The 21,408-nt window shown below is 60.6% G+C and carries 14 protein-coding genes and 1 tRNA gene; 8 read left to right on the top strand and 7 right to left on the bottom strand.

The window, feature by feature from the left end:
* Nucleotides 1–8: 8 nt before the first annotated feature.
* On the bottom strand, nt 9–227 hold the full coding sequence (locus tag HSW_RS03045) for a FeoA family protein (protein ID WP_044000780.1): 219 nt from the start codon (nt 225–227) through the stop codon (nt 9–11).
* 266 nt (nt 228–493) lie between these two features.
* Here HSW_RS03045 and HSW_RS03040 point away from each other — a divergent pair, with 266 nt between their 5' ends.
* Complete coding sequence (locus HSW_RS03040; RefSeq protein ID WP_170170376.1) at nt 494–1,393, top strand: carboxypeptidase-like regulatory domain-containing protein; 900 nt, start codon at nt 494–496, stop codon at nt 1,391–1,393.
* Nucleotides 1,394–1,607: 214 nt separating this feature from the next.
* Here the strand turns inward: HSW_RS03040 and HSW_RS22465 are convergent, their stop codons facing one another.
* Nucleotides 1,608–2,258 carry an OmpA family protein gene (locus HSW_RS22465; RefSeq protein WP_052346052.1) on the bottom strand — a complete coding sequence of 217 codons (651 nt, stop codon included), beginning with the start codon at nt 2,256–2,258 and terminating at the stop codon, nt 1,608–1,610.
* Nucleotides 2,259–2,338: 80 nt separating this feature from the next.
* Nucleotides 2,339–4,840, bottom strand: coding sequence for a bifunctional UDP-N-acetylmuramoyl-tripeptide:D-alanyl-D-alanine ligase/alanine racemase (locus HSW_RS03030; RefSeq protein WP_044000778.1), 2,502 nt, complete (start codon nt 4,838–4,840; stop codon nt 2,339–2,341).
* Between the two features lie 204 nt (nt 4,841–5,044).
* On the opposite strand from HSW_RS03030, the gene HSW_RS03025 reads away from it, so the two are divergent.
* The 3 genes from HSW_RS03025 (at nt 5,045) to HSW_RS03015 (ending at nt 9,717) form a co-directional block, all read left to right on the top strand.
* Nucleotides 5,045–5,935 (top strand): EamA family transporter, encoded by an 891-nt coding sequence (locus HSW_RS03025; protein ID WP_044000777.1) that lies wholly within the window; start codon nt 5,045–5,047, stop codon nt 5,933–5,935.
* Nucleotides 5,936–6,084: 149 nt separating this feature from the next.
* A complete protein-coding gene (locus HSW_RS03020; RefSeq protein WP_052346051.1) occupies nt 6,085–8,664 on the top strand; it encodes a YfhO family protein in 2,580 nt (859 codons plus the stop codon).
* Between the two features lie 141 nt (nt 8,665–8,805).
* Nucleotides 8,806–9,717, top strand: a complete 912-nt coding sequence (locus tag HSW_RS03015; RefSeq protein WP_044000776.1) for a 1-aminocyclopropane-1-carboxylate deaminase/D-cysteine desulfhydrase — start codon at nt 8,806–8,808, stop codon at nt 9,715–9,717.
* Here HSW_RS03015 and HSW_RS03010 read toward each other — a convergent pair.
* Nucleotides 9,695–10,897, bottom strand: coding sequence for a hypothetical protein (locus HSW_RS03010; RefSeq protein WP_044000775.1), 1,203 nt, complete (start codon nt 10,895–10,897; stop codon nt 9,695–9,697). The two genes, HSW_RS03015 and HSW_RS03010, sit on opposite strands and share 23 nt — an antisense overlap.
* Before the next feature lie 145 nt (nt 10,898–11,042).
* On the opposite strand from HSW_RS03010, the gene HSW_RS03005 reads away from it, so the two are divergent.
* Nucleotides 11,043–11,672: a DUF4230 domain-containing protein gene (locus HSW_RS03005; RefSeq protein ID WP_044000774.1), complete on the top strand. Its 630-nt coding sequence runs from the start codon at nt 11,043–11,045 to the stop codon at nt 11,670–11,672.
* A 100-nt stretch (nt 11,673–11,772) separates the two neighbouring features.
* Here the strand turns inward: HSW_RS03005 and HSW_RS03000 are convergent, their stop codons facing one another.
* A complete protein-coding gene (locus tag HSW_RS03000) occupies nt 11,773–12,270 on the bottom strand; it encodes a regulatory protein RecX (RefSeq protein ID WP_044000773.1) in 498 nt (165 codons plus the stop codon).
* A 249-nt stretch (nt 12,271–12,519) separates the two neighbouring features.
* Here HSW_RS03000 and HSW_RS02995 point away from each other — a divergent pair, with 249 nt between their 5' ends.
* Entirely contained in the window at nt 12,520–15,171 is a 2,652-nt protein-coding gene (locus HSW_RS02995) for a DUF5686 and carboxypeptidase regulatory-like domain-containing protein (RefSeq protein WP_052346050.1), read from the top strand.
* Nucleotides 15,172–15,247: 76 nt separating this feature from the next.
* Here HSW_RS02995 and HSW_RS02990 read toward each other — a convergent pair whose 3' ends face one another.
* Nucleotides 15,248–15,529, bottom strand: coding sequence for a DUF4834 family protein (locus HSW_RS02990; protein WP_044000772.1), 282 nt, complete (start codon nt 15,527–15,529; stop codon nt 15,248–15,250).
* 23 nt (nt 15,530–15,552) lie between these two features.
* Nucleotides 15,553–16,305, bottom strand: a complete 753-nt coding sequence (locus HSW_RS02985) for an FkbM family methyltransferase (RefSeq protein ID WP_052346049.1) — start codon at nt 16,303–16,305, stop codon at nt 15,553–15,555.
* Between the two features lie 134 nt (nt 16,306–16,439).
* Here HSW_RS02985 and HSW_RS02980 point away from each other — a divergent pair.
* Together HSW_RS02980 and HSW_RS22460 are read left to right on the top strand one after the other, a co-directional pair.
* A tRNA-Thr gene (locus HSW_RS02980) sits at nt 16,440–16,512 on the top strand.
* 158 nt (nt 16,513–16,670) lie between these two features.
* Nucleotides 16,671–21,386, top strand: coding sequence for an FG-GAP-like repeat-containing protein (locus HSW_RS22460; RefSeq protein ID WP_081768232.1), 4,716 nt, complete (start codon nt 16,671–16,673; stop codon nt 21,384–21,386).
* Nucleotides 21,387–21,408: the final 22 nt, after the last annotated feature.

The raw sequence follows: 21,408 nt of genomic DNA, 5'->3' as shown, positions 1-21,408 counted from the left end.
ACCCGTAGTTATTTCAGAAGAATAGTCGCCGCCTCGCTCACCCGCAACGACAAGGTGTAGTCGGCCATGTCGCCCACCACCAACGTAATAGGACAGCCCAGCGGGGCCCGGCTGTTGAGGCGCACCGTAGTGCCCGGAATGCACCCCATTTCCAGCAGCTTCAGGGCCATTTCGGGGTCCTGGAGGCAACAAATGGTGCCGCTCTCCCCTAACTGGAGGTCGGTCACGCTACGCGGAGCGGACGGCGGTGGGGCAAGAGGTGGGCGGTTAGACACGGGCGGAACTATTTAGATTTACTTCAAACAAAGGTACCACCCAATTATGTTTCAGCCAACATTCGCTGCGAAGAGAAGACAAGCTATTGGGGCATAGCTAAGTGACTGATTTGTAATTATTCCGAAATCAAATTGTATTGGTATAAATATTCGGGGAGGACTTGCTTTTTATGCCGCATTTCATTGTAATTTTGGCATATACACTAGTCTGCCTTCATATGCTTCAACGCGTACTTTCTCTTTTTGCACTGGCTTTGCTGCTCCCGGTTCTGAGTTTCGCTCAAGACGCCAAAATGACCGGTCGTATCGTTGATGAAAAGACGAAAGAGCCTATTCCATTCGCCTCTATCGGGCTGAAAGAAGAGCAAACCGGTGCTCTGACCAATGAATACGGCTTTTTTCAGATGGCCATGCCCCAAAAGAATCCACAGGATTCGTTAGTGATTATGGCGCTGGGTTACTTCCGCAAAGCGGTGCTTATCAAGCCTGGCATCAAAGTGCAGGACATGATTATTGAGGTTCCGAAGCGGGCTATCGAGTTGGGCAACGTAACCGTAAAGGGCGGTAAAGTGAAAAACCTGGCCCTTGGCTCAAACTCGAATACGCCCGGTGAAGGCATGATTCAGGGCATGCCCGGTAGTCAGTACGCATTCTTCGTGAAGAACGAGAAGGGCAAAAAGCTCGGCAACGTACGCTCAGTATCGTTTTACATCGGGGAAAACGGCTTTCCCCGGGAGCCATTCCGCGTACGCCTTTACAAGGCCGATGGCAACTATAACTCCCCTAACTCCGATTTGCTGAACGAGAACATCGTGGTTTCGGCTCCGAAAGGCGGCGAGTGGTACACCGTCGACCTGACGCAGTACAACATTGAGGCCCCGGTAGAAGGCTTTTTTGTAGCTATGGAGTGGATTGTAAGCGGCGACGGCTTTTACACCACCAACTTCATGGACAACTACACGCCCTACGGCCAGATCCTGCGTCCCACCTTCGAATTCAAGGAGGCCCGTACCTGGAACTACACTATGGGCCGCGGCTGGAGCCTGATTACCCTCGCCAACAACGGCATGCGCTACAACGCCATGATCCGGGCCGAGGTAGACCAGATCAAGGACTAGGCTAGGCTTGCGGATTAAGTCTGATTGACACGGATTTCGTGGACGATTCCAGAATCGGCCAGTAGCATAACTCAAATACGCAAGGGCACAAACAAAAGGGACTCGCCGGCTGGCGAGTCCCTTTTGTTTGTGCCCTTGCGTATTTCTGGCTGATCAGAAGAACACGACTACAAAATATGCGTCAATCCAGTTTAATCCGCAGAAATCCGTGAGTCTATTTGAGCACGGCAATTTCTACGCGGCGGTTTTCCTGGCGGCCAGCAGCGGTGGCGTTGGACGCGGCAGGAGCAGCTTCACCCATGGGCTCCAGCGTTACCTGAGTGGCGGTCATCATGCCATTTTTCACCAGCCAATCCTTCACGGCGGCGGCGCGCTGTGCGCTCAGCTCCTTGTTATAGCTCTTGTCCCCGCGCGAGTCGGCGAAACCCAGCACGCGGACCTGCTTGCCCCGGTGGCGGCGGGCAATGGAGGCACTGATTTCCGATAACGCACGGGTGGCGGTTGGCTTGATTTCGGCCTTATCCGTGTCAAACAGCACTTTTTCTTCGAGACCGTACACGTTGTATACATCGTCGCCGCGCACAGTGATTTCGGGCAAATCGATTTCCTCCAGCTTCACGTCAGCGAGTTTGGCTTTGGTCATGTCCCAAGTGCTTTCCACGGCGTTGGTGGCCTTGTCCACAGCGTTGCCGGCCGCATCGGTAGCAGTGGCAGCAGCACCGGCGGCGGTTTCACCGTCGCGGTACACTACGGCCGTATCCGCAGTGGCTTCCTGGGGCTGGTCTTTTTCGGCGGGCTTCTTGAGGTCGGAGCAGGAGGCCAGCAACACGGTAGCCGCCAGCGCGGAGAGGAAGATCTTTTTCATTGTGGGGGAGAGAATAGGGTGAACATTGGCTTACGGGCAATGATACGGGATGTTTGCAATCCTGCAATATTCAGCCAGCTCTATTCTGCTACGAACACTCGCTTCACCCGCTCGCTTACGTTGGTCAGCAACTCATACGGAATGGTGCCGATGCGCGCGGCCAGCTCCGTGAGGGGCAGGTTTTCGCCGAATACCACGGCCGCGTCGCCGGCTTGAGCGTCGGCAATGTGAGTCACGTCGGCCATGCACATGTCCATGCACACGTTGCCTACGATGGGCGCCCGTTGCCCACGGATAAGCACCTCGCCCGCCCCGTTGCCGAAGCGCCGGTCGTAGCCGTCGGCATAGCCGATGGCCAGGGTGGCAATGCGCCGCTCGTGGTCGGTGGCTTGGCCGCGGCGGCCGTAGCCCACCGTCTGGCCCGCCGGCAGGGTTTTGATCTGGGAAATGGTGGTACGCAGGGTGCTCACAGACCGCAGCGCGTCGGGCTCCTGGCCACTGGCTTCCACCCCATAGAGGCCGATGCCAAGGCGTACCAGACTGTGCTGGTCCTCCGGAAACCGCACAATGCCGGCCGAGTTGAGGGCGTGCTGGAGAATGGGGTAGCCCAGGGCCGCCTCCAGCTGGGGCGTCATGCGGGCGAAGGCGGCCAGCTGCTCCCGCGAGAAGCTGTTGTGCTGCTCCTCGTCGGCTCCGGCCAAGTGGGTGAGGGCGCTGGCTACGCGCAGGTGGGCGGCGTTTTCGTGCAGCAGCCGACACAGCTCGGGCAGGTCTTCCTCGGCGAAGCCCAGGCGGCGCATGCCGGTATCGAGCTTGAGGTGGATGGCGGGCATGGCGGCCTCGCGGGCGGCGGCCAGGTAGTCGTGCAGGCGCTCGAAGGAGTAGATTTCGGGTTCCAGGTGGTACTGGCGCAGCTTCTGGAAGGCGTCGGGAGCCGGGTTCATCACCATCAGCGGCAGGCTGATGCCGCTCTGGCGCAGGTCCACGCCCTCGTCGGCGTAGGCCACGGCCAGGTAGTCTGCGCGGTGGAACTGAAGCAGGTTGGCGACTTCGGCCGAGCCGCTGCCGTAGGCAAAGGCCTTCACCATCACCATCAGCTTCACGCCGGGCTGCAGGCGGCGACGGTAGAAGTTAAGGTTGTGCACCAGCGCGTCGAGGTTTACTTCCAGCACTGTGCCGTGGATTTTCTGCTGGAAGGCGGCAACAATCCGCTCGAAGCCGTAGCGGCGGGCCCCTTTCACCAGAATCAACTCCTGGCGGAACTGCTCGGGTTGGAAAGCGGCCAGAAACGCGGCCGTGTCGGGGTAGAATTCAGCCTGCAGGCCCGCAAACGCCGCGTGGTGCCGACTGATATCGGGGCCGATGCCGATGAGGCGCTCCACGCCGTGGGCCGGCAGCAAAGCCGCCACCCGCGCGTACAGTTCGGCCCCGGCTAAGCCCGATTCGAGCACATCGGAGAGAATGAGGGTGCGGCGGCCCCGGCGGGCTTGCCGGGCCAGGGCATCGAGGGCGAGGCGCAGGCCGGCCAAGTCGTTGTTGTAGGTATCGTCGAGGACGTAGCAGTCGTGCAAAGCCTGCTTCATCTCCAGACGCATGGCCACGGGCTGGAGCCGGTCGAGGCGCTGCTGGATTTCGGTGGGGGGCACCTGCCGCCACAGCAGCACCGCCAGGCCGTGGAGGGCGTTTTCTACGGAGGGCTCATCGGCGAAAGGCAGCGTGAAGGTGTGCTCCTGGGGGCGGGGCCGGGCGCGCTCCACCCGCACCACGGCCCGGTCGGCAGCGGCTTCCTGCATAGTGATGAGCAGGTCGGCTTCCTGGGCGTCGAAGCGGGCGCGCTGGCGCGTCCAGGCCACGCGGGTGGTGCGGGCGGGGCTGAGCTGGCGGCGGGCGGCGGCGTGAATCAGCTCGTGGTCGGCGCAATAGAACAGGGTATCCACCTGCTCAAACAGGCGCATCTTCTCCGTCACCTTTTCGGCGGGGGAGGCGAAACCGGCATCGTGGGCCGTACCCAGATTGGTGAAGATGCCCAGCGTGGGCTGGATGATGCGAACCAGCCGCGCCATCTCGCCGGGCTCGGAAATGCCGGCCTCGAAGATGCCCAGCGTGTGGCTGGCGGTAAGCTCCCACACGCTCAGGGGCACGCCCACCTGGGAGTTGTAGGAGCGCGGACTCTTACAGATCAGCTCGTCGGGGCTCAGCAGTTGGGCCAGCCACTCCTTCACGATGGTTTTGCCGTTGGAGCCGGTAATGCCGAACACCGGGATGGGGAAGCGGCGGCGGTGGTGGGCCGCCAGCGCCTGCAGGGCTGCCAGGGTATCGGGCACCCGTAAGAAACCGGCCTCAGGAAAGTCGGCCAGCGGCACGTCGTCCTGCACCAAAAACTGGCGCACGCCGGCCCGGTACAACTCGGGCAGGTAGCGGTGGCCGTCGTGCTGGGGGCCGCGCAGGGCCAGGAACAGGCTGTCGGCGGGGGTTTGCACGCGGCGGCTATCCAGCAGCAGCCGCTGAATGGCTGCCGGGGTGGCGGGAAGTTGGAGCAGGGTGCCGCCGGTAAGCGCGGGCAGGTCGGAGAACTGGAGCATAGCAGGGGCAAAGGTACAGGAGTGAGTTATGAGAGTTGAATGATGAGTTGCGGGGAGGGTGGCGGCAGCGAGGCCGACGGGTTACAGCCCCTCATACCCGTTCCTCTAACAACTCATTATTCATAACTCATCATTCATAATTAATTCAACTCCCTCCCCCTGCCCTACCTTTGCACTTTCGTTTTTCTACTCCCCTCGTTTCAATTGAAACTTTCGCGTCATCACCTGGCCGCTTTTGCGGCTTTTTTTATTTGGGGCTTTTTCCCGATTCCGTTGCGCTGGCTGGCCGGGTATGCCAGCGGGCAGATCCTGTTTTTCCGGGTGCTGCTCTCGTTGCTGCTGCTGTTGCTGATTCACGGGCTGGGACGGCGCGAGGCGGTGCGGCAGACGCGGGCGCAGTGGCAGGCAGCCACCGCGTCGGAGCGGCGGGCGGTGCTGTTCAGCACCCTGGTGGGCGGAGCGCTGCTGACGTCGAACTGGCTGCTGTTCATCTACGTCATCAACGAGGTGAGCGTGCAGGCGGGCTCGTTTGCCTACCTCATCTGCCCCATTCTCACGGCCTTGCTGGGCTTTGTGGTGCTGCGGGAAAAGCTGCGGCGCAACCAGTGGCTGGCCATTGGGCTGGCGGCGGCTAGCTGCGGACTGCTGGGCTCGGGCGAGTTCCGGACGCTGGGCATGAGCCTGGTGGTGGCTACTACCTACGCGGCCTACCTCATCAGCCAGCGCCGCCTTCAGGGCTACGACCGGCTGGTGCTGCTGACGGTGCAGCTGGCTCTGTCGGCCCTGGTAATTCTGCCGCTGGCCCCGCTGCTGGGGGCGCAGCCGGTGGCAGGGTTCCAGGACGGGCATTTGTTGCTGGTGGCCCTGCTGCTGAGCACGGTGTTCACCATCATTCCGCTGTTTCTGAACCTGTACGCGCTGAACGTGCTGCCCTCGGGCACGGTGGGCATCTTCATGTACCTCAACCCGCTGCTGAGCTTTCTGCTGGCGTTTCTGTACTTCGGCGAGCAGGCCACGGGCCTGCAGCTGGCCGCCTACGGTATCATCTTCCTCTCGATCGGGCTATATAACTGGCGGGGTAGAGCTGTAGGGTAAGAGGGTGCGCGGGTAGGAATGGGCTCCGCTCAGGATTACAGCCCTTCTACCTTCTTACCCGCACACCCTCCTACCCTCCTAATCACCTATCCTGCTTACCTTCGGGCTTGGGTCCAACTCTGGCCTTATCCGACTTTTTAGTAAGCCGAATGACTACTCCTCCCCGTCAGGCCGTTGCGCCGTGGTGGCGGCGGGTGCTGCCGCACCTGCTGGCCGTTGTGTTTTTCCTGGTGCTGGCCGCCGTGTACTTCTCCCCCATCCTGTTCGATGGCAAGACGCTGGCCCAGCACGATATCGTGCAGTTCAACGGCGGGGCCCACGAGGCCGCCCAGTTCCGCGACCAGACCGGCGAGGAAGCCCTCTGGACGAACTCCATGTTCTCGGGAATGCCGACTTACCTCATCAGCACCCGCTTCCCCGGCGACCTGAGCCAGTACCTGCACAAGCTGTTCACGCTGGGGCTGCCGGCGGTGGTGGCCAACCTGTTTCTGGCCCTGGTGTGCGGCTACGCGCTGTGCGTGGCTTTGGGCCTCTCGCCGCTGGTGAGCGTGGTGGGAGCCGTGGCCCTGGGCTTCACGAGCTATAACCTGATTATTCTGGCCGCCGGCCACAATACCAAGAGTCTGGCCTTGGCCTACGCCCCACTGGTGCTGGCGGGCCTATTGGTGGCGTTCCGGCGCAACAAGTGGCTGGGCACGGCTTTGTTTGCCCTAGGCCTGGCCATGAACATCCGCTCCAACCACCTCCAGATTACCTATTATCTGCTGCTGCTGGTGCTGGTGTTTGGCGTGGTGGAGCTGGTATTCGCCGCCCGCGAAAAGCGCCTGCCCGATTTCCTGGCCCGCACCACCCTACTAGGTGTGGCCGCGCTGCTGGCCGTGGGCGTAAGCTTCGGCCGCCTCTACACCACCCTCGAATACAGCAAGTACAGCATTCGGGGTAAAGCCGAGCTGACCACGCCCCCGCCCACCGCCCCCGGCCAGCCCGCCGCCCCAGCCGACGATGATGCCGGCTCGGGCCTGGGCAAGGAGTACGCCTTCAGCTACAGCTACGGCGTGGGCGAAACCGCCACCCTGCTCATCCCCAACTTCTATGGCGGGGCTTCGCAGATGAAGCTCTCCGAAAACTCGGAAACCGGCAAGGCCCTGGCCGCCGCCGGCGTGCCCCCCGTACAGCTGGCCGATTACTTGGCCCAGATGCCCACCTACTGGGGCGACCAGCCCATCACCAGCGGCCCGGTGTATGTGGGCGCGGTGGTGTTTTTCCTGTTTGTACTGGGTTTGATGGTGGCTGACCGCCGCACCCGCATCTGGCTGCTGGCGGGCACGCTGCTGTCCATCATGCTGGCCTGGGGCAAGAACTTTGAGGCCTTCAACTACCTGATGTTCGACTACTTCCCGGGCTACAACAAGTTCCGGGCCGTGAGCATGGCTCTCACCATTGCCCAGCTGGCCATGCCGCTGCTGGCCGTGCTGGCCCTGGGCCGCGTGCTGCGCGGCCGCACCCTAACCGGGGTGGCCGCCGCCCCGGTTAGCACCCACCCGACGCTGGCCGCCCTCACCGGCAAGCCCACCGATGATGCCGACACGGCGCTGCTCAAAAAGCACGTAGTGCGGGCGCTGGCCATTACGGCCGGCCTGTGTGCCTTGGCATTCCTGGCCGGGCTGGTATCCGATTTTGCTTCGCCCATTGATGCCCAGCTCCAGCAGAGTGGCTTCCCGCTGGATGCTTTGCGTGCCGACCGCGCCTCCCTGCTGCGCACCGACGTGTTCCGCTCCCTGTTCTTCGTAGTAGCGGCCGGCGCGGTGCTGTGGTTCTTTTTGCAGCGCAAGCTCTCGGCCGGGCTGGCGGCTACGCTGGTGGGCCTGCTCACGCTGGTGGATTTGTGGGGCGTGGATAAGCGCTACCTCAACGACGGTAACTTCCAGCAGGAAACCATTGCCGAGCAGTTTGTGCCCTCCCCCGCCGATCAGCAGATTCTGCAGGACAAGGACCTGAGCTACCGGGTGCTGAACGTGCAAAACCCGTTCAACGAGGCGCAGACCTCCTACTTCCACAAGAGCATCGGGGGGTACCACGGGGCGAAGCTGCACCGCTACCAGGACCTCATTGAGCGGCAGATTTCGACCAACAACACGGCCGTGCTCAGCATGCTGAATACCCGCTACGTAATTGTACCCGGCCAGGAGCAGGGCCAACCCCAGCAGGTGCAGCGCAATCCCGGCGCGCTGGGCAATGCTTGGTTTGTAAGCCAAGTGCAGAAAGTGCAGAGCCCCGACGAGGAAATGAAGGCCCTCATGGGCCTCAACGCCGCCACCACGGCCGTGGTAGATGTCAGCAAGTTCCCCCTCAGCCAGACCACCTACCCGGCCGAGGGCTCCAGCATTGCCCTCACCAAGTACACGCCCAACGCCCTCACCTACCGCGCCACGGCCGCGCAGGCGGGCCTGGTGGTCTTCTCCGAAATCTATTACGCCGACGGCTGGCAGGCCTTCATCGATGGCAAGGAGGTGCCCCACCTGCGCGCCAACTACGTGCTGCGGGCTCTGCCGGTGCCGGCCGGCACCCATACCATCGAGTTCAAATTTGAGCCCGCGGCCTACACCATCGGCAATACCGTGTCGCTGGTATCGTCGGTGCTGCTGATTGGGGCCATGCTGGTGGCCCTGTTCTACGCCCTCAAGCAGCGCCCCGAGCCCCACAGCCTGACGGATACCCTGCTGGCGTAGGAGGTTGGTTGTTCATTTGTCATCCTGAGCGCAGCGAAGGACCTTATCCCGTTGGAACGGTTTGTTCTAGCGTGGTAAGGTCCTTCGCTGCGCTCAAGATGACAACAGGGCTTTGACTTTACACCTTTGATTTCAACTGCCATGCTGCTTCAGCCCTTGCCCGAGCCAGCGGCCGAACGGGCCGGCGTGCAACTGCTGCTGCTGCGCGACGACCTGACGCACCCGGAGCTGCCCGGTAACAAGTGGCGCAAGCTCAAATACAACCTGCAGGAAGCCCGCAGGCTCGGCCACTACACGCTGCTGACTTTCGGCGGGGCGTTTTCCAACCACCTGGCCGCCGTGGCCGCCGCCGGCCGCCTCACCGGCCTGCGCACTGTGGGGGTAGTGCGGGGCGAGGAGTTGGCCCAACGCCCCCTCAACCCCACCCTGGCCCGCGCCGCCGCCGATGGCATGGAGCTGCGCTTTCTGGACCGCACCACCTACCGCCGCAAGCAGGAGCCCGAGGTGCTGGCGGAGTTGCTGCAGCAAACCGGCCCGGCCTACGTGGTGCCCGAGGGCGGCTCCAACGCCCTGGCCCTGCCCGGCTGCGCCGAGCTGGCGACGGAGCTGCGCGCCCTGACGGCGTTTGATGCGCTGTGCGTGGCCTGCGGTACCGGCGGCACCCTGGCTGGCCTCGTTACCGGCCTGCAGGGCGCGGAGCAGGTCCTGGGCTTTGCCGCCCTGAAAGGAGCTGACTTTTTGCAAACCAACATTGACCAGTTGACGCAAGCAGCCACGGGCCGCACGTACCGGAACTGGGCATTGCACACGGCCTACCACGGCGGCGGCTACGCCAAGCTCACCCCGGAGCTGCGCGCCTTTATTACGCAGTTTCAGGCCCGCCACGGCGTGTTGCTCGACCCCATTTATACCGGCAAGATGCTGGTGGGCGTGTTGGATTTGCTGGCGCGGGGCCATTTCCGACGGGGCAGCACGGTAGTGGCCGTGCATACCGGCGGCCTGCAGGCCTGGGCTGGGTTTGGCGGTGCGCCTACGCCTCCGGGTTTGGGGTAACAGGCGGGAGCCAGCGGCCGAGGCTCAGGCCGGCCAGGGCAAATACGCAGGGCAGCACGGGTAGCAGAAACCGCACGTCCCAGTCTTCCACGGTCATCATCACCACGAAGCCCTGCAACAGCACCACGCCCGCCAGAAAGACCCGGGCCGGTAGCCAGGCTGTGGTCGTACGCAGGCCGCGCAGTGCCAGCCAATAGCACGGATAAATGAAGGCCACAATCAGCACAATGTGACTCCAGGAGTAGTAGGTTTTGACGTAGCTGAAGAACAGTAGCCCCTTCAGCGTCGCCAGTTTGAGGAAGTACGTGGGGTTAGCAGCCATGAAGTAGCCCAGCCGCAGCACCGGGGCCAGGCCGGGCGGGGGTAGCAGCAGCGGCTCGGTGGGCTCCACCACCCGGGGCGTGAAGCCATAGATGATTTCTCCCCGTAGGTAAGTTTCCACTAACGTAAAGGTGAGTAGCAGTTTGTTGAGCACCCACCACCAAACCGGTGCCAGCACCGCCAGCCCCAGCAGGGCCCTCCGAAAGGCCCGCCTACCCGGCAGTTGCCAGAGGCGGGCTAGGCCGGCCACCACTGCCGCCCCGGCTACCACAAACCCGTTGGGCCGCACAATGCCCGTCAGCAGGACCAGTAGCCCGAATATCACCCACCGGCCCGCCGGGCCGCGCCGGGCCCGCACCAGGGCCCAGAAGGCCAGAATGGTGAAACTGGCAAACAACGACTCGGTGAGCAGGTATACGTTAAACTGCTGGACATCGCGCCAGGCTACCAGCGCGGCTGTTGCCAGAGCTGCCGGCCGCCAGTCGAAGGACTGAGGCGTGAGGCGGCGCAGGGTGCGGTAAAAGGCGCGGGCCGCCAGGCCGCTCACGGTCATCTGCCCCAGCACAATACCCCACCAGCCGGTGCCCAGCTTCAGCCACAGTGCAATAAACAGCGGATAGCCCACGTAGCGCAAGTTATGGTCCCGCTCGAAGTGCCATTCTTGGGCGATGCGCGTGCCGTAGGCGAGGTACCGGCCACTATCGTTCACGTAGCGGGGGCCGTGGTTCTGCGCCAATACCAGCAACTGCACCAGTACCCACACCGCCACCAGCAGCCACCCGTGCCATTGTCGCAGCCACGCGGGACCGGGCACAACGGCAGTTTCGGCAGATAGGGGTAGCGGCTTGATTTTCAGCATTACCTGCAAAGGACGGGAAGAATCCGGGAAAACTGGTAGCCGCCTGGGGCCTCCGCAACACAGACCGTTCTAAACTTTTTCCGCCTCGAAGCTGAACTATCCGTATTTCCGTTGACCTTCCCGCTGTACCCGCTTCTGCCTGCTTATGCCTTACCTGTTGCGCCGTTTGTTGCCTTTGTTGTTTTTGCTGGGTTTGGGCTGGTTTCTCTGGACGAAAGTGCGCCCCGCGCTATCCGGCCTGAAAAACCCGCTTAACCCCGCCCCGCGCATTACCGTCACCCACAACACGGTGCTGGAAAAAGTGGAGGCCCTGGGCCGGATGGAGCTGGTGCGCTATCAGTTCAAGGATGTGGTCGAATACAAGAAGAGCACCTACCGCTTCCTCCCTGACGCCAAAGTGGCGCTCATTGTGGCAGGTAATGCCGTGGGCTGCCTCGACCTGCGCAAAGTACGGCCCCAGGACGTGGTACTGGAAGGTGACTCTATCCTGCGTCTGGCTCTGCCCGAGCCGGAATTGTGCATCTGGCAGGTTGACCACAGCAAAAGCAAAGTATACAGCGTAGAGAACGGCTTTTTCCAGGATGCCGAACTGGTAGATGCCGGCTACAAATACGCTGAGGCCAACGTGCGCACCGCTGCACTGCAATCCGGCATTCTGGCCCAGACCACGCAAAATGCCGAGCAGATTCTGCGCCCCATGCTGCAAACTATGACCGGCCGCCGCGTCATTCTCTCACGCCAGATGCAGAATCCGAAGCTTCCCGGGAAACGGTAGTGCGGCAGAACGTCAAGCTCCTCACGAGCCATGTTGACCGTCATGCTTCGACAGGCAGACGCCAGATGAGGCATGATGTACCAACTTCTTCGGCTGCTTTTTACTCTTCGTCCTCTGGCGTTTTGCCCAGGTCTTCGAGGGCCATTTTTATAAGGTCCTGCTCGTATCCCTTGCCTGTGAGGTAGAGCTGGATTTTCTGGCGACGCTTTCCGGGGTGGCGCTCTTTCTCCTGCCGGTCTTTCTTTTCCAGCAGATCCACCAGATTCTGGTAGTACTCATCACCGTCGATTTCCTTCATCCCAACTTTGATGCAGTACTCCGAAATGCCCTTCTGCTTCAGCTCCTGCATAATGCGTCGGCGGCCCCATTTCTTACGGACATGACCCCGCACGAACGTCTGGGCGTAGCGTTCCTCATCCAAGAAATTCTCCCGGCTGAGCCGGATGATGATTTCGCCGGCTTCGTCCTCATCTAGGCCATACTCGCGCAGCTTGGCTTCCACCTCCTTCTGGTTGCGGTCCTGGTAGGTGCAGAAGGCGGCTATTTTCTGGAGGGCTTCGGTGGGCGTGTAGAACTTCTTTTTGGCGGGCTGCATCATAACGCGTAGCGAAAGGGAAGGAATGGCGGGAAAACCGCTTACGCAGAACACCGCGCCCGGCAAAATAACTCAATAACGCGGCCCTGAATCAGCTCCTGCTCCGCAGTGAACTACAACTCAGTACCCTGGGCGTGACCGGAAACTTGCTCTTACTACAGTTGCCCCTCTGTTTCAGCAAAAACTACCCCACAGGCAACCGCCGGCCGCCGGATTTCCTCTTACTTGCAGTACCTCATTTGCTTATCGGTTATGTTCAGCTCCTGCATGCGCGTTAGCGCGGTATTATTCCTGTTTTTACTTAGTCTGGCGGGGCCGGCCCACGCCGGCATTGTGCGGGGCCGCATTCTGAGTACTAAGGGTGAGGCGCTGGCCTTTGCCAACGTAGCCGTACGGGGCACCTCTATCAGCACGGCCTCCAATGAGCAGGGAAATTACCAGCTGCGGCTGGCGGCCGGCATCTACGAAATGGTGTTTCAGTACGTTGGCTTCAAGCCGCACCTGGAAACCATCCGGGTGGCGGGCGGCGACACGGCCACGATTCTGAACGTGAGCCTCAGCCCCGAAAGCTACCAGCTGCGCGAAGTGGTGGTGCGTTCCACCGATAAGGACCCCGCCTACACCATTGTGCAGCAGGCCATGCAATGGCGGCGCTACCATCAGCGGGAGGTGGCAGCCTTCAAAGCCCGAACGTATATTAAAGTGCTGGGTCGCTTCACCGATGTACCGGGCAAGATTCTAGGCTTGGTGAAAGTAGGACCCGATTTCAAGCCAGGTATTTTCTACCTCTCCGAATCGGTTTCGGAAATGAGCTTCCGCCAGCCCAACGTGGTGCAGGAGCGGATGATTTCTTCCCGCGTCAGTGGCGACACCAAAGGCATCAGCTTCAACCGGGCCAGCGCCGGCCGGGGCCTCAATTTCTATCAGAATGTCCTGAAAAGTGGCTTTTCGGAACGAGGCTTTGTGTCACCTATTGCTGCTAATGCTCCGCTGTTCTACCGCTACGAACTGGAGGGCAGCACCCAGCAGGGCAGCTTGCTCATCCACAAAATCAAGGTAACGCCCCGCCGCCGCACCGACCCGGTATTCTCGGGCCACATCTACATTGTGGATGGCACCTGGCGGCTGCATTCCGTGAGCCTCAACCTGAGCAAGGACGCCCAGCTGGATTACGTGGACAACCTGCACATCGAGCAGATTTTTGCGCCCGCTCCCGGCCCGTCCGACGTGTGGGTGATGCAGAGCCAGAAGGTGACGATGGGCTTCACGGCCTTCGGCTTCAAGGGCAACGGCTTCGTGACGGCGGTGCTGTCGAACTACCAGGTTACGCCTACTTACCCTAACCGCCCCGCTCCTACCACGACACCCCCGCCCACTGGTAAAGAGCCCGAAGATGCCCCCGTAACCCGCGAAACGGTAGCGCAGGTGAAAAAGCAGAAGCCTAAGCTGGATGGCCTCAGCCAGGCCGTGCGCAGGCAAAGCCGTCAGGCGGCCACCCGCGACACGGCCGGGCTGGGCCTGCGCCAGCTGAAGCGTGGGGAGGTGATGCTGGTAGAAAAGGGCGTGAATGAGCGGGATACGGCCTACTGGGCCACCATCCGCCCCATTCCGCTCACCGATGACGAACGAAAGGACTACCACGTAAAGGACAGCACCGAAGTCATTCGCAACTCCCGGCCCTACCAGGATTCCATGGACCGCAAGCGGAACGAGCTGAGCGTGGGCAAGCTGCTGCTCACTGGCTACGGCTACAGCAACACCTTCCGCAAGCGCACTTGGTACGTGGCGCCGGTGTTCAATATCGTCAACTACAACACCGTAGAGGGCCTGGTAATAAACCCGCAGGCCACCTACACCCAGCGCACCGATGACCGTCGGAGCTGGTCGGTAACGCCCAGTCTGCGCTATGGTTTCAGCAACGAGTTATGGAGCCCGAGTGTAGCCGCCAGCTGGCAGCTGGATGCCGTGAAGCTTTCCCGTCTGAGTATCCGGGCCGGCCGTTCCATCGAGAATTTCGACCCCAACAGCCAGCTCACGCCCTTCATCAATAGCTACTACACGCTTTTCGAAAACCGGAACTACGCCAAGCTTTACCGCCGCGACGGGCTGGCCCTGGGCTATGAGTGGGAGCCCCTGAACGGCCTCACGGTGCAGGCCGCCGGCAGCTTCTGGACGCGCCGGGAGCTGGAAAACACCACCATCAAACTGATAACCGACCGGGCCGGCCGGGCTTTCACCCCGAACCTGCCCGTGAATGCGGAACGACCCGACGGCACCCAGTTCGGCCGTAGCCAAGCCCTGACCACCGAACTGACGGCCTCTTTCCGGCCCGGTCAGCGGTACATCACCCGCCCCGATGGCAAAATCAACATGGGCTCCAAATACCCGACGTTTCTACTGACCTGGCGGCAGGGCATTAGTGGCGTGCTGGGGTCGGATGTGCGCTACACGCTGCTGGAAGCCGGCATACGCCATTCCGTCAGCCTGGGCCTGCTCGGTACCAGCAGCTACCGGGTAGCGGCCGGCTTCTTCCCAGGCAGCAGCACGCGGCTCGCCTTCATGGACTTTCGGCATTTCAGTGGCAACCGCACCTACCTGACGGAAGATTTTGCCAAGTTTCAGCTGCTGGACTACTACCGTTTCAGCACCGCCGACCAGTTTCTGGAGGCGCATTACAGTCACCATTTCAACGGCTTCCTCCTGAACAAAATCCCGCTGCTACGCCGCCTGCAATGGCAGGAAGTAGCCTCGTTGAACTATCTCACCACGCCCACCGCCAACCATTATCTGGAGCTGGGCGTGGGGGTGGAGCATATTTTGAAAATCGTGCGGGTTGACTTCTACACCAGCCTGCAGTCGGGTCAGCGAGCCGGCACCGGTGTGCGGGTGGGCATCGGGTTTTAAAAAAGGTAAAGAGAGAAAGTAAAAAGCCAACGCCCGGGATGATCGGGCGTTGGCTTTTTACTTTCTCTCTTTTGATTTACTTCACTTCCTCAAAGTCCACGTAGTCGCCGCCTTTGAATTCTTTGGGCTTCTTCGGCTTCTCGCGGGGCGGCACATAGTCTACCTGCACCTCGCCCGGCGCGGCCTGCGACGGCCGGGCACCCGAGTTGCCAGTAGTGGCGAATGGTGCACTCCCAAACTGCTGCCCGAACTGCCGGGCCTGCTTTTTAAGTAGATGCTTCACTACCAGGCGTATTACCAGCGGCAGTACATACCGCATAATCAGCCAGAGAAGCAGAAGAACAAGCAAAAATTTCATCGGCGAAACGCGGGGAGACAGAGCTAAACGACGGGTTGAAAGTAAAAATCGGCCGTAACGGCGCTTTCCAACTGGGCCGCCGTGCAGGGCACGAGTTCAGAACGTGCCGACAGCACAAATGGTTTATAGCCCAGCTCAGCCAGTAAACCGGCCACGGCGCGCCGGTTTTCCAGCCCGTTCAGCTCCGTCTGGATGATTGGGTGGAAACGTTGCAGGGTGGCCCGCATGTGGCGGAATACTTCGTACTCGAAACCCTCCACATCACACTTCACGAAGTCCAGCCGGGTCAGGTCCCGGAAAAGCTCATCGGGTACGCGCATGGGCACCTCATAGGTGCGGGCGTAGTGTTCGGCGGGGTTGCTGGCGGCTACTTTGGTCATGCCGTGGTGCAGCAGGCCGTTGCGCTCGGGCGTGCCCATCTGCACGGTGGTATTCTCGCCGCCCAGCGCGTACGGCAGCAGCGTGAGGTTCTGGTGGCCACTCAGGCGCACGTTATCCTGCCAGATAGCCTGAAAATCCGGAATCGGCTCCACGGCCAGCACAGTGCCGCTGGCACCCACCAACTTGGATAGAGCTACCGAGTAATAGCCCAGGTTGGCTCCAATATCTATACACACGAAGCCGGGTTTTATCAGCTGCTCCAGAAAAAACAGTTCCGGGTACTTCTTTCGGCCCCAGCCCGAGCCCACCAGCCGCAGATACACCCGGCTCACCAGCCGGATATACCGCTCAAATCCCAGCGTACTGACCAGCAGCTTGCGCACTTGTTTCATCATAACCCTGCAAAGATGCCGGAAACCGCCGAAACCCGGGAACCTCGCCTAACTGAAAAAAAACGCGCCGTCGTTTGCACGTTGTTCGCCCAGCTTTCTATCTTTGCTGCCCCTGACGGATAGGCCGCCTCGGAAATGCCTGTTTAGCTCAGCTGGTAGAGCAGCTCATTCGTAATGAGCAGGTCGTTGGTTCGAGTCCAATAACAGGCTCTGGTACTAAAATCCGGAAATCCGTATACCTGGCAGCAGGAGCGGGTTTCCGGATTTTTTTGTATTTGCCCTACTCTGCTAGTCAATTCCTTTCTGCCGCCGGGGTAGCCTATTTGGAAAAGGCTATACTTTAGTTCTTCGCTTTATCTCAGCAGTCTATGCATTGTACAACTACTTTACTTCTCCTTTCCGGCTTATTTCTGGGGGCTCCTGCTGTTTTGGCCCAGGGCCCCGCGGTATCGGCGCTTACTCCTGGCAGAAATGCCGTTTCGGCCCCCGTTAACGGGCCCATCAGCCTAACCTTCACGCAACCCATAGCGCCTGCTACTGCAAATGCCCTGAGGGTGTACGGCAGCCAACTGCGCGGCTTACGGCCCGGCTCCCTGCAAGGCGGTGGCACAGCTACTCTGCAGTTTACTCCCGCCCAACCCTTCTTGCCCGGTGAGCGGGTCAGTGTAACGGTACCGGCCTCCTTAACCAGCCCGGCTGGTTTGAAGACCAGCCGCCAGGTGTACCACTTTACAGCTGCTACCCGGGGCACCGGGCGGGGCAGCTTCCTGGACACTACTACCGTAGGCGTTACCAGCAGCCGTGACCAGCTGTTGGGCGATATTGATAATGACGGCGACTTGGATCTGGTTACAACTGGCGGCTTGAGTGGGGCATTTTCCTACCGCAATGACGGTAGAGGCCAATTCAAGCCGTATGTTGGTGTGCTTGGCGGCGTGCTCCCGCGTGGTACGGCATTGGGCGATTTTAACCAGGATGGCTTCCTGGACTTGCTGGTGGGGGACGGGGGTAATGGGTTTATCGTGGTAGCGCTGAATGACCGGACCGGGCAGTTTGGCATCCTGGGCTTCCCGACGCAGCGCCTACCGCTGCCGGGTACCGTTTCCAGTATTGCCGTCGGCGACGTGGATGCTGACGGGGACCTGGACTTTGCAGTAGCTCACGCCGCCTTAAACGCTGCTACTATTGGGCTGAATGACGGCTCCGGAAACTTCACCAGCACCGGAGCGCTAAGCATGGGGCCTCAACCCTCGGCAGTACAATTGGCCGATATCGACAATGATGGAGACCTGGACCTGCTCACCAGCAACGAATCCGGCAGTTCTGTGGCTCTGCGCCTGAATGAGGGAACGGGTAACTTTGGGCTGGGCCCGGCCGTGGCTGTACCGGTAGGTGCTGGCCCCACTGACCTGGCCCTGGCCGACCTGAATGCGGATGGGTATCTGGATTTGCTAACGGCCAACCGCGCGGCAGGCAGCATATCGGTGCGTTTCAACAACGCCGGTACATTCGGCGGTGGCACTACCCTGCTCTTACCGGCGGGCAGCTCCCCCACGGGCTTGGCCACGGGCGACGTGGATGCCGACGGCGACGCGGATGTACTGGTGGCACAAGGAGTGGGAGCCCACGTGTATACCTACCTGAACGGCGGCAGCGGAAACCTGAGCCTGCAGCCCAACGGCATGCTGGTAGGCGCGGGCAGCAGCACTATCGCTCCACGCAGCCTGGGCGTAACCCTCGGCGACGTGGACGCTGATGGCGACTTGGATCTTATCACGGCTGATGCGGTGACAGGCCAGGTACTGCTGGCCCGTAATACTCCGCAGCCCCTTGTGCACGGCTTTAGCCCTGGCAGCGGCGTACCGGGAAGTGCTATTACGATTGAGGGTACTCATTTGCAGGGTACGCAGCAAATCACGTTTTCTGGTCCGCTGGGCACGGGGGTAAGCAGTGGCTTCACAATGAATACGGCGGGTACGCAGTTGCTGAACGTGGTAGTACCGCCCGGGGCCATTACCGGACCGGTTAGCGTACGCACCGCGGGTGGTACCGCTACCAGCACCGGTTCATTTGACGTACCGGCCCCGCTACTACTCGTTCAGTACAACGGCACTACCTATGCCCCAGGCGGAGCCGCCTACAACTTCGGGGCGCAACCCACCCTCACTACGTCGGCCACTACTACCCTAACCCTGCTCAATGTGGGGGCGCAGCCTCTGGTGCTTTCCGCCGCCACCGCCACCGGCGACTTTGCAGTAGCAGGTCCGATAGCCGCTACGCTACCTCCCGGAGCTACCACTACACTACCGGTAACATTCCGACCGACGGCCCTGGGCGTGCGCACCGGCAGCGTGGTCATAACCAGTAACTCAGTCGGCTACCCCAGCTACACCCTGCAGTTCGAAGGCACTGGCGTTGTGCCGCCGCCGGTACTGGCGGGGTTTGTACCAGCCAGCGCCCAGCGTGGCTATCCGGTTACTTTGGAAGGCACGAACCTGACCAATGCCAGCGCCGTAACTTTTGCCGGCACCAGCAACAACGTGACAACTACCGGATTTACGATAAACAGCACCGGCACTCGGATAACCGATATTACCGTACCGCCCGGTGCTGTGACCGGGCTGGCTACTGTTACAACTCCGGGTGGGCCCAGTGCCGGCATCCAATTCACGGTGTTGCCCCCTCAGCCGCCTACCATCATCAGCTTCAATCCGGCCGCTGCCCCAATTGGCGCTCTTGTAACGCTAACAGGCACAAATCTGCTGGGGACGAGCTACGTTGCTTTTCCAGGCGCCTCGGCCGAGTACCAGGTTATCAATGGCACCACTATTCAGGTGAAGGTACCGCTGAATGCAACGACGGGGCCGGTTTATCTCGTGACTCCTGGTGGTGCCAGTAATCAGCTACCGTTTTCTGTGCTGCCCCGCCTGACGGCCCTGCAGCCCTATGCCGCCAGTGCTGGCAAATCCGTTACACTGCTGGGCACAGGGCTTTGGGGAATTACCTCAGTCCAGCTCAATGGTGTTCCGGCAACGCCTACTACATACGCTGGTGGACCTGCCTTTGTAGTCCCGAGTGGGGCCACTTCTGGCCTCTTAACGGTCACGACGGCCGGTGGAACCAGTAACGGCCTGCCTTTCGCCGTGACGGTACCAGTCACGCTTAGCAGCGTATCGCCGCGCCGTGGGGCGGCCGGCACCAAGGTTACGCTCACTGGCAATAACCTTCAGGGAGCTACTGCTATCAGCTTCAAAGGTGTAGCGCATAACACCGTGGTCAGCGGCTTTACCATAAGTGCCGACGGCACCCGCATTATGGGCGTAGTAGTGCCTAGTGGCGCAACAACGGGCGACATATTGGTGACTACTCCCAATGGGCCTTCCTCCACCACATTCGTGAACTTTACGGTGGATGGTCCCGCCACTGCTACCGCCCCGCCCTGGCAGGGCCTGACCGTCTCGCAGGGAGGGGAATGCTACGTGCAAACCTGTACGACCGATGCAGCCGGCAATGTGTACCTGATGGGCAGCATGGCCGGCGAGGCCACGTTTGGCAGTACCAAGCTGACTGCCCACCCGTATGGTTGGAGTACCTTTCTGACGAAATGGAGTGCGGTCAGCAAAAACTTCGAGTGGGCTAAATTTGTAGAGGGCTCTACTTACACCCAAGGACAGCTGGTTGTCAGTGGGAACAGTATTTATATAGCCGGCAGATTTTTTCAAAATACACCCTACCGCCTTGCCTTAATCAGCAAGTATACCATAGAGGGCAAGCTGGTTTGGCAGCAGGGCTTAAACACCAATGCCGAAATAGAGGCTACGGCCTTGGCTGTCCAGGGCAACAGTATCTACATAGCCGGTAATTTTTCCTCCACTACGTCGGTTCCTTTACTGGTGCTGGGCAACACTACGCTGCGCAGTTCAGGGGACCAAGATGGCTTTGTGGCGAAACTGGTTGATACTGGCACTACGGCCAGCTTTGCCTGGGTGCTGCAAATGGGCGGAGCCCAGAAAGAAGAAGTCCGCTCATTGGCTGTAGCTGGTAACGCCTTATATGTAGGAGGAGGCTTGAGCAGCCACCCAGCCCGGTTCGGTACTCTACTTGTCAACTCTACTTTCACACCCGCCAATGACCCCACGTCCGATGGCTTTGTGGCAAAGCTGCTGGATGGTGGTGCTGCTCCCAGCTTCTCTTGGGTACGAGGGATAAGCGGGACCGGCACCGATGTTGTGGAGGAACTGGCCGTGCAAGGCACCAACGTATATGTAACGGGGCAGTATGAGCACATAGCGCAAGCGGCCCCGCTCACACTTAGTAGCCCTACTGCGTACGGAGAAGTGCATGGTTTCGTAGCCAAGCTCTCTGATACAGGTTCTGACGCGGCTTTTGCATGGGCCCAACCCCTCTATACCCAGTGGGAACGAGGGGCAGTGCAAGTCAACTCGCTGGCTGTTAGTGATGCTACCGTATACGTGGGCGGCCGTTACCATGAGGGGTCACGACTTGGCACAACTACGCTGCAACCGGGCCCGCATAATTTTGGCTGCTACGTAGCTCGCTACTATGATGCAGGTTCCACAGGCACGTTAGACTGGGTGCAAGTAGGAGGTGGCTCCTCTTATGTGAATTCCCAAGATGTTTCAGACTTGGTTTTATCAGGCAATACCCTCTATGCCGCCGGTCACACCTACCGAGGCAGCCCGCTTACTACCGATTCGGTTCGCTTCCCTCCCTTCGCCATTGTCGTTCCTGGTAGAGGAGCTACGGCGTTCCTCACTGCGCTACCGCACAACCCTCGTGTAGTCACCAGTTCTGCTCAGCAGCTGAATGCCGCAGCCGTTATATTGTATCCAAATCCGGCCCGCCGCCAGGTAACCGTGCAGGTGCCTTCTACGTCAGCCGCTACACCAGTTTCCATTACCTTATTCGACGCGGTAGGCCGTTGCGTGCCCACCCGTACGGCCCGAGCCTCTGCTGCTAGTGGCCAGTACCAACTGGATTTAGCCGGCCTCCCTGCTGGTGTCTACCACGTGCACGTACTGCTTAACGGGTCCCCGGTTACTAAACAACTATTGGTTGAATAAGGGTTGCCAGCTGCTCAGGGTG

This window comes from Hymenobacter swuensis DY53, from assembly GCF_000576555.1.
Classification (GTDB): domain Bacteria; phylum Bacteroidota; class Bacteroidia; order Cytophagales; family Hymenobacteraceae; genus Hymenobacter; species Hymenobacter swuensis.
This window is presented reverse-complemented; position numbering and strand designations above follow the sequence as displayed.